Here is a 12,438-nt window from a genome sequence, read left to right as displayed (position 1 = left end):
TCTCAATACTGCGCCAGACGAAGCATCTCGTCCTTCACTTTTTCCTTGCTCAGCATGAAGAATTTCTCCATTGGCGGACTGATCGGCATGGCCGGAACGTCAGGTCCGCACAGCCGGAATATCGGAGCGTCCAGGTCGAAGAGACATTCCTCGGCAATAATGGCCGCCACCTCGGCGCCGACACCGCCTGTCTTGTTGTCCTCATGAACGATCAGCACCTTGCCCGTGCGGCGAACGGCCTCCACAATGGCATTCTTGTCGAGCGGCTGCAGGGTACGGAGATCCAGCACATGCGCCGTGATGCCCTGCTCCCGCTCTAATTCCTCGGCGGCCTGCATGGCAAAATGCAGCGGCAGACTGTAGCCGATCACTGTGATGTCGTCGCCCTCGCGCAGCAGATTGGCTTCGCCGATCGGAACGGTGTAATCGCCCTCCGGCACCTCTTCCTTGATCAGCTTGTAGCACTTCTTGTTCTCGAAGAAGAGCACCGGGTCCGGATCACGCACAGCCGCCTTCAGCAGCCCTTTGGCATCGTAAGCCGAATAAGGCGCCACGATCTTGAGACCCGGAGTGCCGAAGAAGATCGATTCCGGGCACTGCGAATGATACAGCCCGCCGAAGATTCCGCCGCCGATCGGCGCGCGGATGACGACCGGACAGCTCCAGTCATTGTTGGAGCGGTAGCGGATTTTGGCCGCCTCGCTGATGATCTGGTTCGTCGCCGGAAGCATGAAGTCCGAGTACTGCATCTCCGCGATCGGCTTCATGCCGTACATCGCCGCCCCGATCGCCACACCGGCGATCGCCGATTCCGCAAGCGGTGTATCCAGAACGCGATCCGTTCCGAACTGCTCCTGAAGTCCCTTGGTCGTGGTGAAGACGCCGCCTTTGACGCCCACATCCTCACCGAGCACGAAGACGTTCTCGTCCCGCTCCATTTCTTCTTTCATCGCCAGCCGGATGGCATCGATATATTCCATCATCGCCATAGCCTATACTCCTCCCTCGGATTCGCTGTACACATGCAGCAGCGTGTCCTCCGGTTTCGGGAACGGCGCATTGTCGGCGTATTCGATCGCATCTTTAAGTTCCAGGTTAATCTGGGAGGCGAGGTCGCGCTCCTTATCCTCATCCCATAGTCCGAGTGAGGTCAAGTACTGCCGGAATGCCGCGACGCCGTCCTTCTTCCAGTTCTCTTCGACCTCTTCCTTGGTCCGGTAAGCCAGATCATTGTCCGACGTCGAATGGGGAGACAGCCGGTACATCATCGCTTCGATCAGCGTCGGCCCTTCTCCTCGAAGCGCCCGCTCGCGGGCCTCCTTCACAGTCTTGTATACCTCAAGCGGATCGTTGCCGTCTACGCGAATGCCCGGGAAGCCGTAGCCGAGAGCCCGGTCGCTGACCTTCCCGCCAAGCTGGCGGTGGGCCGGAATGGAAATGGCATACTGATTGTTCTCGCACATTATAATAACCGGCAGCTTGTTCACGCCGGCGAAGTTGCATGCTTCATGAAAATCGCCCTGATTGCTTGAGCCTTCCCCGAAGGTCACAAAAGAAACCGCTGGTTCTTTGCGCATTTTGGCCGCCAGGGCAAAGCCCGCAGCGTGGGGAACCTGTGTTGTAACAGGGCTTGAGCCGGTGACAATCCGCAGCCGTTTGCTGCCGAAATGGCCGGGCATCTGGCGTCCCCCGCTGTTCGGGTCCTCCGCCTTGGCGAAGACCGACAGCAATAGTTCGCGGGCCGTCATGCCGACGGACAGCACGAACGCGTAGTCTCGGTAATAGGGCAGAAAATAGTCCTTCTCCCGGTCAAGCGCAAACGCTGCGCCGACCTGCGCCGCCTCCTGGCCGATCCCCGATACGTGGAAGTTGATCTTCCCCGCACGCTGAAGCAGCAGGCTGCGTTCATCGTACTTGCGCGCAAGCAGCATATACCTGTACATGTCGATAACCTGGCCGTCGGTGAGGCCAAGCGGTTCATGCCGGTTGACGCCTTGTACTGTCTCTTGTGTATCCATAGTGGAGGTGCCTCCTTCATTCTGGGTCCGGAGTGGAGGCCGGACCACGATCCTGATCTGATCTTAAAACCAGGTACTAAGTCGTGTCTCCATCTATTATATAGTGTTTCTCTTTAAAAAGAAAAGGGCCGCCCAAGCGGCGGCGCCCTTACATTCCAATGGCCCGTCCATCAACGGCCAGCATAGCCTCTCCGATAATTTCGGACAGCGTCGGATGGGCGTGAATGGCTTCTCCGACCTCCCACGGGGTCGCATCCAGAACCTGGGCCAGCGAGGCTTCCCCGATCAGATCGGTAACATGCGGGCCGATCATCTGGACGCCGAGAATATCGCCGGTCGCCTTGTCCGCAACCACTTTGACGAACCCGTCTTTGGAGCCCTGTACGATCGCTTTGCCGATCGCCGAGAACGGGAATTTGCCGATCGCCGTCTCATGACCCAGTTCCTTTGCCTCCTGCTCCGTGTATCCGACGCTTGCGACTTCGGGGCGAGTGTACACGCAGCGGGGCACCAGATGTGGATGATACGGATGCAGCGCTGCACCAGCCAGATGATTCACCGCCATAATGCCCTCATGGCTGGCAGCATGGGCCAGCTGCAGACCGCCGATGCAATCGCCGATCGCGTAAATATGCGGCTCGCCCGTCTGCATATTGGCGTTCACTTCGATTACACCTTGACCGAAGCGGATATCCGTATTTTCCAGACCGATGCCCTGGATATTCGCTGTTCTTCCGACCGAGACGAGAATCTTCGATGCGCGGAGCGTCTCCGCCTGACCGCCCTTCACAACCTCGACTGCGGCACCGTCTCCCTCTCTTGTAATACTACCCGGCGTTACGGAGACGCCTGTCAGGCACTTGACTCCCCGTTTCTTGAACAGACGCAGCAGCTCCCGGGCAACCTCCTTGTCTTCTCTCGGCAGCAGCTGGTCCGCCGCTTCAACGATCGTAACCTTTACGCCGAAGTCGGCCAGCATCGAAGCCCATTCGACCCCGATAACCCCTCCACCGATAATCAGCATCGATTCCGGCAGCTCCTCAAGCTGCAGAGCCTCCTCGCTCGTCAGCACGAGCTCGCCGTCGGGCTCGAAGCCCGGAATCACCTTGGGACGCGAGCCCGTGGCGATGATAAGGCGATCCGGCACCACCGTCTCGGTCTCTCCATCCTCCAATTCGACCGCAACCGCGCCGCTTCTCGGGGAGAAGATCGAGGGGCCGATGACCCGGCCTTTTCCTTTCAGAACCTGAATCTTGTTCTTGCGCATTAAATATTGAACGCCCTGGTGCAGCTGCTCCACGACGGCTTCCTTGCGGCGCTGGACCTTATCGAAAGCGAGCTTTACCCCTGAGACTTCGATGCCATATTGATCGCTCTCGGCAATATCGGCATAGACCTCGGCGCTGCGGAGCAGCGATTTGCTCGGAATGCAGCCCCGGTGCAGGCAGGTTCCGCCCAGCTTGTCCTGTTCGATGACAACGACGGACTTGCCGAGCTGAGCCGCCCGGACGGCCGCAACATAGCCCCCTGTTCCGCCTCCCAGAATCGCCACGTCACATGAAATGGTCATGAATATGTATCCTCCCGTTCCTTATACGCATAATCACAGAATCCTTTCTATTGTACTCTCTTTTCGGCCCGGAGAGAAGAAACGGCGGAAAGGGGGCGGATTCAAACGCATATCATTATTTATACCCGACGGCGGTTCGACATCTTTTGGCGCAGATTGTAACCGGCTAGCCGCGGGATAGGCCCACCGTCCTGAAGGGACGGCGGATTCTGGTCTGTACCGCTCATGGCCCGCCTGCTCGGCCCACCGCAATAAGTGCGGAGCCACGCTTTGCTCTAACAAATGCACCAGGACTACACTCCCATTTCCCGGAAAATAATCGCAATTTTAAGCAGGTACTTCGTCCGGGATTTCCCGCTTGGGAAGCATCCTCAATCATGCCTGATTTGCATTTTTTGCGAAAGAAAGCGCATTATAGCGAACGAATCTAACGCTGATACCGTTATTATCTGCTGTTTTGAAGAAATTGAATACCGGTCTATCCCTCTTCCGTTCCATATTGTAAAGAATCATAATTATGTATAATATTAGTAATTCTAGCATGTGGGGGTGCTATTTAGTGAAGAGGTACCATCAGTTGGATTCCTTACGAGGGCTCGCGGCCGCTACAGTTCTGATTCATCATTTTATCTTTATTTTCTCCGGATTATGGTGGCTGGAAATGCTGAATTACACTCCCTTGCGCATATTCAAGGCCGGACACGAAGCGGTGATTTTTTTCTTTGTTCTCAGCGGTTTCGTACTCTCCCTCCCCTTTTATGCGCAGGGCGCGAAGGTACGGATTTCGCATTTTCTGATCAAACGGGTGTGCCGGATCTATATTCCCTATATCGTGGCAGTCGCCTGTGCTATTCTCGCCTATCTGGCCTTCTATAGAGAAGGGGCGATGCCGGGCTTCAGCAGCTTCTTCACGGATGTGTGGAGCTTCCCCCTGACTCCCGGCCTGATCATTGATCACCTGCTGCTGCTCGGGAGCTTCAAGGATTTTGCGCTGGACCCCGTGCTGTGGTCGCTGTGTGTCGAGCTTCGGATTTCGCTCATCTTTCCGTTTCTGATGATGTTCATGATCCGGTTCGGCTGGAAGACCAGCCTTGCCTTCGGCATTCTGCTCTCGGGGCTTGCGCTTCTGCTCAATCATCTTATTAAACCGGACAATCCGCTGCCGATATCCTCGAATCTCTATTTCACGCTGCATTACATGGCGTTCTTTATTATCGGGGCTCTGCTTGCCAAACACCGGACTTCGCTGATCGCCGGGATTTTACGCTTAAGCGTCTCGATGAAATATGTGCTGCTGGCCGCCGGTTTGATGATCTACACGTACGCCGGTATCTCCGATGCTGTCTTGAAGAAGCTCTTCAAGGCGGAAGGGGTATGGCTGTCGCTGCTCTCCGACTGGGGAATTGCGGCGGGCGTATGCGTTCTGATCTCGACCTCTCTCGCTTCGCCCAAAATCTCCGGATTTCTGGAAATCCGTCCCGTTCTCTTTCTCGGAAATATTTCGTACAGCCTGTATCTGTATCACTGTATTGCGCTCTTTGCCTCTGTATATGCGTTCCATAATGTTCTGCCCCTCTGGGCAACCCTGCTTATTGCGCTCGCCGCTTCCATTCTGCTGTCCGTCTTGTCCTATGAGTATGTAGAGAAACCTGCGATCGCACTTGGAAAAAGATGGACTGCCAGACGTTCCGGCGGCCTCAGCGAAACGAAAGAAGCCGTGTGACGGTCCCCGTCCACGGCTTTTTCTTCCGGATGGTATTCTGGTATTGTCTGGGCTATTATCCCACTCTTGTTCTGCCTGCGGTTCCGGCTCTTATGAGGCTTCTTCAGTGTTCCACTCGCCACAGCGAGGCAAGGCCCGCTTCGCTCAATGCCTCATTCCCCCACTCACAAGCTCGCTGTACAGGCCGCCTTGTGCCACCAGCTCCTGATGATTCCCCTGCTCCACCAGTCTTCCTCCGCTCAGCACAAGAATACGGTCCGCCTGGCGAATCGTTCCCAGCCGATGAGCGATGACAAAGCTGGTCCGTCCCTTCATTAGCGATTGCAAGCCTTCCTGAATCTTCAGCTCGGTCACGGTGTCGATGCTGCTCGTCGCTTCATCCAGCATGAGCATTGCCGGATCGGCCAGGATCGCTCTGGAGATGGCGAGCAGCTGCTTCTGCCCCTGGCTGATGCCGCCGCCGTCGACGTCAAGCATGCGGTCGTACCCACCGGGCAGACGCATGATGAAGGAATGGGCGTTGGCCAGTCTGGCCGCGCGCTCCACCTCTTCGTCGGTCGCCTCCAATTTGCCGTAGCGGATATTGTCCCGGATGCTTCCCTTGAACAGGAACGTATCCTGGAGCACGAACGCCATCTGGCTCCGCAGGCTCTCCCGTCGGATAGAAGCCAGATTCATGCCGTCAACGGCGATCATGCCTTTCGAAGGATTATAGAAGCGGGAGAGCAGGCCGATCAGCGTCGTCTTCCCCGCTCCGGTCGGGCCAACCAGCGCGATCATCTCGCCCGGCTTGGCTTCGAATGTAATATCATGCAGCGTATCGCCATCCCCGCTGTAGGAGAAGAACACCCCATCGAATTTCACCTCTCCACGCAGCTCTCCGGCATCATGCGCTCCGCTCTCATCCTTGACCTCCACTTCCTCGTCCAGGATTTCGAACACCCGCTCCGCGCCCGCGATTGCCGACAGCACGCTGTTCCACTGATTCGCCAAATCGTTGAGCGGCCGCGTGAACTGGCGGGTATATTCGACGAAGACCAGGATTACGCCGACCGTAATCGCGCCACGGATCGCCAGAAAGCCCCCGAACCCGGCGACGATGGCGAAGCTCAGATTGTTGAGGCCGTTCATCAGCTTCGGGATAAAGCCGGAAATCGACTGCGCCCAGAAGCCGGACAGCATAATTCTGCTGTTGCGTTCCCGGAAGGCGGTGATAACCCGATCCTCCTGGCCGAACGCCTTGATGACCCGCTGCCCCGACAGCGTCTCTTCGATATAACCGTTCAGCTCGCCAAGGTTGCGCTGCCGCTGCTTGAACAGCGGGCCTGTCCGCCGGGTAATCCAGCGCATGCCCACCGCCATCAGCGGCACGACGATAAAGGTCAGCAGCGTCAGCAGCGGACTGAGCGTCAGCATGACGATCAATGTTCCCGCCAGCGTCAGCACGCCGGAGAAGATTTGAATCGCCGAGCTGTTCAGGTTCGAGCTGACATTCTCGATATCATTGGTCAGTCGGCTCATGATCTCCCCCTGCTGGCGCCGGTTGAAGAATGAAATCGGCAGACGGTGCAGATGGGAGAACAGCTCGGTGCGCATCCGGTATACCGTCTCCTGGGAAATTTCGATCATCCAGATGTTCTGCAGCCACGATGTAACGGCGACCAATACGTAGACCGCTCCAAGACCCGCCAGAAAGAGACCCCAATGTCCTCCGCCTCCCTCCAGGTAGTGGTCAACGGCCCTGCCGATCATATACGGCCCCAGTAGGGAAAGCCCGGAGCTTAGCACAACCATCAACAGGACCATGCCAAGCTTCAGCTTGCGCTCGGCGAGATACTTCCACAGACGGCGCAGCGCCTGGGACCAGTCCTTGGCCTTGACCGGAGCCTTGCCCCCGCCGCGGCCCGCTCCCAGCGCCCGGCCTTCGCCAAGTTCGAAGACAGGTCGCGGATGCCGGAACGGTTCAAGCACGGTTTTGAACATGAAGGTTCTCCTTTCCGCCCTGCGACTCGCAGATGCTCCGGTACAGGCCGGAGCCGGCCAGCAGCTGCTCATGGGTCCCGGCCGCCAGCAGCCTGCCTTCGTCCAGCAGCAGGATCAGATCCGCTGCCGCCGTCGAGGCGATCTTCTGGGTGATGATAAATGTCGTGCAGGACAGCTCTTGCAGCTCCGCCAGCAGCCTGCCTTCGGTAACGGCGTCAAGCGCGCTCGTGCTGTCGTCCAGAATCAGGATGGACGGTCTGCGCACCAGCGCCCTGGCGATGCTGAGACGCTGCTTCTGCCCGCCGGACAGATTGACTCCCCGCTGCCCGAGCAGAGCGTCATAGCCATCCGGGAGGCTCATGATCGTATCATGGATTTGCGCCGCCCGGGCGGCGGCTTCAATCTCGGAAGGCGTCGCCTTCTGATTGCCCCAGGCGATATTATCCTGGACGGTGCCCGAGAACAGCAGCACCTCCTGGGGAACGTACCCGATCGCACCGCGCAGATCGGCGAGATTCAGTTCACGCGTGTCCCGGCCGTCCACCCGGATCACGCCCTCCGTCTGTTCATAGAGCCGGGCGATCAGCGACACAAGCGACGTCTTGCCCGAGCCGGTCGCCCCCATTATCGCCACAACCTCGCCGGGCTCGGCCTTGAATGAAATGTCCGCCAGAACGGCGATATCGCTATCCGGATATCGGAATGACACATGCTCGAAGGAGACAGCTCCCCGGATAGGCTGGGGCGGGTTCTCCATATCGGCATTGTTCACGCCATTCTCCGAAGTTGCGCGTTCGCTCCGGCGGGTATCCTCGACGCCTGGAGCGTCCAGCACTTCGCCCACCCGCAGCGCGGATGCGCGCATCCGCGAGAAGGCGGCCACGATGCCGGACAGCGCCGAGAGTCCGCCGACCGCGCGCAGCGTGTAGTTGATCACGGCAACCGTCTGCCCCAGCGTGGCGTTCCCGTGAGCGATTTCAATGCGGCCGAACCACAGCAGCACCAGGATGCCGCCGTTCATCAGCAGCAGGACGAACGGCATTGCCGTTTCGGTGAGCCGGAGGGCCGAAATCGTGCTGCGCATCAGGTTCCGGCTGTACTCGGCGAAGCGGGTCACTTCGTAGCCCATCCGCACGAAGACGCGGATCAGACGGATGCCGGTCAGATTCTCCTGAACGACCCCGTTGACACTGTCCAGCTTGTTCTGGACGGTCCGAAACATCCGGGAGGACCGGCGCATCAGCAGTATCAGCAGGACGATCATGACCGGGACGGTCACGGTCAGCACGAGTCCAAGCCGCCACTGCACCACCAGCCCCATGACTACGCTGCCGAGCACCACAAGCGGGATGCGAGACATGAAACGCAGTCCTGTGAATACCGCATCCTGAAGCTGGGAGACATCCCCTGTAAGCCGGGTGATCAGTGTCGAGGCGGCAAAACGGTTGAACGCGGCATACGTGAACGACTGCACTTTTTCATAGAGCCGGTCCCGCATATCGAAGCCGAAGCCCTGGCTCGCATGTGAAGCAAAGAAGGAGCTCAGAATCCCCGCTGAGAACGCTACAATGGCGCTGAGTACAAGGAATCCTCCCCACGTCCACACTACAGATAAATCATGCCTGCGTATGCCGTTATCGATGATTTTGGAAATGAGATAGGGCTGCGACAGCTCGACCGAGAGCTCGATCAGCATCATGACGAGTGCCAGAATCGCAGCAGTCCGGTACGGCTTGAGAAATTTAAACAGAATGGACATAGGCTTACCTTCTATTCATATAAGGCTTCCCGCAGCCGGGTGGACATACTCTGGCCTCCAGCCGCCTTGAGAGCGGCGCGGCGAAGCGCGAGATTGCTCCGTTCCGCCTCCGCCAGCTTGGCGAGCAGCTCTTCCATGAGATTCTCCGCTTCGGGCGGAAGAGCGCCCTTTTCCTTCAATCTGGTCATCCGTTCCTTGTATGTGTCTTGATCCTCTGCCATGCTTGGTGTACTCCTCTCCATCATCAATTACCGAATCGATTACCGAAAAAAAATAACCTGCGCTGTCAAAGAGCGGCAGGTTGGCATGACGTTATTTTAACAGATTCGGCAGACCGGTGACCAGTGAGGCTCTTTTTTGGTGGCCTGCCGCAGCGGGAGTGTGATACTCTAGAGAGGTCGCATTTTCAGGGAAGGGACAGATAGCCAGTGGCACAATTATTTTTCAAATACGGTTCCATGAACAGCGGGAAATCCATCGAAATTCTGAAGGTTGCCCATAATTACGAGGAACAGGGCAAGTCCGTACTGATCTTTACCTCCGCCATCGACAACCGTGATGAAGTGGGCTATGTATCCTCGCGGATCGGTCTGCGCAGACAGGCCATCGCGATCGATGAGAGCACCGATATATTCGGCATCGTCAGCTCGAATGAGCCGAAGCCGCACTGCGTGCTGATCGACGAATGCCAGTTCCTGAACAAGAGCAGCATTCTTCAGCTCGTCCGGATCGTCGATGAGCTGGACATTCCGGTGATGGCCTTTGGTCTGAAGAACGATTTCCAGAACAATCTGTTCGAGGGCAGCAAGTATATGCTTATCTATGCGGATAAAATCGAGGAAATGAAGACAATCTGCTGGTTCTGCGAGCGGAAAGCCACCATGACGCTGCGGGTTGAGAACGGTAAGCCCGTCTATACCGGCAAGCAGATTCAGATCGGCGGCAACGAGACTTACTATCCGGTATGCCGCAAATGCCACAAGAATCCTTCACTATAGGCTAGCCAGCCATAGAAAAGGCCATGACCGCCTGCTTGCCGCAGATGTTCATGGCCTATTTTTCATGAAATGACTTCAAGGGCTAAAAATCCTCAGCGCTTCAGCGCCTTCGCCGCTCTTCCTTCATCTTCAGAACTGATATAAATCCGATATAGAATGGTAGATGGCCCACCGCGGTGACTGCGGCGTTCAGCAGCTGCGGACGTCCCTGAGAAAACGGTACGATGCCGGATACCGACGCTGCCCAGCGCTCCCTTGATCCGGAAGTATTCGAACTGATCGAACGTTTCAGCCAACAGATGACGCTCAGGCGACCACAACAGCCTTAAGATACTCCGCCACACCCCCATCCCAGTCCCTCCTATCCGAGATACCGTTCCTTAATGATATTCAAATGATGGCGTTCATGCCCAATCATCAGGCAGAGCTGGGCTCCGGCCGAAATGGCATGCCCGTTCGCGTTCCCCATCCGGGTCCAGGCTTCATCCTTAATGCTGCCGACAAGAGCCAGCGTGGACTGCCGGGAGGCTTCGTAGAGAGGAATCAGATCCTTCAGCAGATACGAGTCATATTGACCGGCTTCCACAAAGAAATTCTCGTCAAATCCGGGAAGCGATGTGCTGTCCCCCCGGGAGATCCAGAACATCCGGTACGACATAATCCGGTCGGAGTCGATCAAATGGCCCAGCAGCTGTTTGAAACTCCATTTACCGGGAGCGTAACGATAAGCCGCTTGTTCCTCCGATAGTTCTCCGAATAAAGCGATTACCGCTTTGGCCTGCTCGCCGAGCAGTTCTTCCAAGCTTCCTTCCTCCGGAACAAGAGCGATATACTTCTCAAAAAACTTGTCATACTCTTCAGGTTGCGGACGCTGGCTCATTTTTTACACTCTCCTCTATCTAAGTTAACAAAAAATATTATTATTACATAATACCCATGATATGTAAAGAAGAATTGAGAGGGAGAACAGAAGAAGACAAGCCATCAAACAAATGGTATCATTTGGAAAGGATGTATATTGCACAACCATTCAACCTTAAGGAGGAATTTAATGAACTATCATTTTACTCCTTCTCCGCGTCCTTCTTCACTGGAAACATTGACCAATGAACAACTGCTGAACATCTATGAGTTGGCGGTACAGGCGAAGGCATCCGCGGAGTTTATCGAAATCATCGAAGACGTGCTGATCAAGAGGAAACCAGAGCTTATCGAGTAAATACTTCCTTGTCTATTCGTATTCTGACAGGTTTATCGTTTCATTTCCAGTACAAATTCAAGATTCAAGTACGCTTCTACACCAATAGGCTAGGCTTTCACTGCGGAATGCGAACAACGGCGATTGAGCACCTTATCCGGCCAAGATATCAGAAGCACTACATAGCAGCTTGCCGTTCATAGCAAGCGGGTCCTTCGGGGTCCGCTTTATTTATGTATGTGTTATTTATGTATGTGCGGCGATTCGGGCTGGTTCGTATCTCTAACGTACCCGGCAAATCGCCATGAATAAATCACCGGGAAAATCCAACACTAACGGCAGATCACTCACCAGGAGGAATGAAACCCAACATGGCCAAGCTGCTCTATATTACCGCCCACCCGCATGACCACCAGGTCTCCTACAGTATGGCGGCCGGAAAAGCGTTCATCGATACCTATCAATCGAAGAACCCGGGCGACGAGATCATCCGGATCGACCTCTACAAGGAGCATATCCCCTACATCGATGCCGATGTATTCAGCGGCTGGGGCAAGCTACAGTCCGGCGCCGCCTTTGATCAGCTGTCCGCAGACGAACAGACCAAGGTAGGACGTCTGGCTGCGCTGAGTGACCAGTTCGTTGAGGCCGATAAATACGTATTCGTGACCCCTTTCTGGAACTTCTCTTTTCCCCCGGTTATGAAAGCTTACTTTGACGCGATATCCGTCGCCGGCAAAACTTTCCGGTATACAGCCGAAGGACCGGTTGGTCTGCTGACGGACAAGAAGGCGATCCACATTCAAGCCCGGGGCGGTTATTATTCCGAGGGTGCAGCCGCCCAGCTGGAAATGGGTCACCGGTACATCCAGATCATGATGAACTTCTACGGTGTGCCGTCACTTGAAGGAATCTTCATTGAAGGGCATAACGCGGAGCCGGACAAAGCCCAGCAGATCAAGGAGAACGGGATCGCCAGAGCCAAGGAAGCGGCGGGGACGTTCTGAGGTTGGCTTGTCATTTATTTCGTTAAAAAGGGCCGCCCGGCAAATGCAAGGAATCTGCCCCCCGTTTCAAAAACACGGGGTATTCCTCAGCCGGGCTGCCCTTTTTTCCGTTGTTATAAGCAAATCTCCAGATCTAGTTCGAGCGCCAGCTCCAGGTTCTCAGTTCCGGCTCCTGCTCAGAT

At 56.1% G+C, this 12,438-nt stretch carries 12 protein-coding genes; 4 read left to right on the top strand and 8 right to left on the bottom strand.

Annotation, left to right across the window (positions count from 1 at the left end; all coding sequences use genetic code 11):
- Positions 1–2: 2 nt before the first annotated feature.
- From KIH86_RS26205 to lpdA, 3 genes are all read right to left on the bottom strand, one after another.
- Entirely contained in the window at positions 3–989 is a 987-nt protein-coding gene (locus KIH86_RS26205; RefSeq protein WP_223086310.1) for an alpha-ketoacid dehydrogenase subunit beta, read from the bottom strand.
- A 3-nt stretch (positions 990–992) separates the two neighbouring features.
- A complete protein-coding gene (locus KIH86_RS26200) occupies positions 993–2,018 on the bottom strand; it encodes a thiamine pyrophosphate-dependent dehydrogenase E1 component subunit alpha (protein WP_223086308.1) in 1,026 nt (341 codons plus the stop codon).
- A 148-nt stretch (positions 2,019–2,166) separates the two neighbouring features.
- Positions 2,167–3,588: a dihydrolipoyl dehydrogenase gene (lpdA, locus tag KIH86_RS26195; RefSeq protein WP_223086305.1), complete on the bottom strand. Its 1,422-nt coding sequence runs from the start codon at positions 3,586–3,588 to the stop codon at positions 2,167–2,169.
- Positions 3,589–4,165: 577 nt separating this feature from the next.
- Here lpdA and KIH86_RS26190 point away from each other — a divergent pair.
- Positions 4,166–5,311, top strand: coding sequence for an acyltransferase family protein (locus tag KIH86_RS26190; protein WP_223086301.1), 1,146 nt, complete (start codon positions 4,166–4,168; stop codon positions 5,309–5,311).
- A gap of 144 nt (positions 5,312–5,455) precedes the next feature.
- On the opposite strand, the gene KIH86_RS26185 is transcribed toward KIH86_RS26190, so the two are convergent.
- From KIH86_RS26185 to KIH86_RS26175, 3 genes are read right to left on the bottom strand one after another with little or no spacing between them, the layout of a single operon-like run.
- Positions 5,456–7,294 carry an ABC transporter ATP-binding protein gene (locus tag KIH86_RS26185; protein WP_223086299.1) on the bottom strand — a complete coding sequence of 613 codons (1,839 nt, stop codon included), beginning with the start codon at positions 7,292–7,294 and terminating at the stop codon, positions 5,456–5,458.
- A complete protein-coding gene (locus KIH86_RS26180) occupies positions 7,275–9,053 on the bottom strand; it encodes an ABC transporter ATP-binding protein (RefSeq protein WP_223086298.1) in 1,779 nt (592 codons plus the stop codon). Before KIH86_RS26180 ends, KIH86_RS26185 begins: the two co-directional genes overlap by 20 nt.
- An 11-nt stretch (positions 9,054–9,064) precedes the next feature.
- Positions 9,065–9,274 carry a Ni2+-binding GTPase gene (locus KIH86_RS26175; RefSeq protein WP_223086297.1) on the bottom strand — a complete coding sequence of 70 codons (210 nt, stop codon included), beginning with the start codon at positions 9,272–9,274 and terminating at the stop codon, positions 9,065–9,067.
- Positions 9,275–9,481: 207 nt separating this feature from the next.
- Between KIH86_RS26175 and KIH86_RS26170 the strand changes: the two genes are divergently transcribed.
- Positions 9,482–10,051, top strand: coding sequence for a thymidine kinase (locus KIH86_RS26170; RefSeq protein WP_223086296.1), 570 nt, complete (start codon positions 9,482–9,484; stop codon positions 10,049–10,051).
- Positions 10,052–10,143: 92 nt separating this feature from the next.
- Here KIH86_RS26170 and KIH86_RS26165 read toward each other — a convergent pair whose 3' ends face one another.
- Both KIH86_RS26165 and KIH86_RS26160 read right to left on the bottom strand, forming a co-directional pair.
- Positions 10,144–10,401 (bottom strand): hypothetical protein, encoded by a 258-nt coding sequence (locus tag KIH86_RS26165; RefSeq protein WP_223086295.1) that lies wholly within the window; start codon positions 10,399–10,401, stop codon positions 10,144–10,146.
- 11 nt (positions 10,402–10,412) lie between these two features.
- A complete protein-coding gene (locus KIH86_RS26160; RefSeq protein WP_223086294.1) occupies positions 10,413–10,931 on the bottom strand; it encodes a DinB family protein in 519 nt (172 codons plus the stop codon).
- Between the two features lie 171 nt (positions 10,932–11,102).
- Here KIH86_RS26160 and sda point away from each other — a divergent pair, with 171 nt between their 5' ends.
- On the top strand, positions 11,103–11,270 hold the full coding sequence (gene sda, locus KIH86_RS26155) for a sporulation histidine kinase inhibitor Sda (RefSeq protein WP_223086293.1): 168 nt from the start codon (positions 11,103–11,105) through the stop codon (positions 11,268–11,270).
- A 350-nt stretch (positions 11,271–11,620) separates the two neighbouring features.
- Positions 11,621–12,256 carry an FMN-dependent NADH-azoreductase gene (locus KIH86_RS26150; RefSeq protein WP_223087652.1) on the top strand — a complete coding sequence of 212 codons (636 nt, stop codon included), beginning with the start codon at positions 11,621–11,623 and terminating at the stop codon, positions 12,254–12,256.
- The last annotated feature ends 182 nt before the right edge of the window (positions 12,257–12,438 follow it).

Source organism: Paenibacillus sinensis (assembly GCF_019904155.1).
Lineage (GTDB): Bacteria > Bacillota > Bacilli > Paenibacillales > Paenibacillaceae > Paenibacillus_AQ > Paenibacillus_AQ sinensis.
Note: the sequence above shows the minus strand (reverse complement) of the source record. Positions and strands in the feature narration are given on the sequence as shown.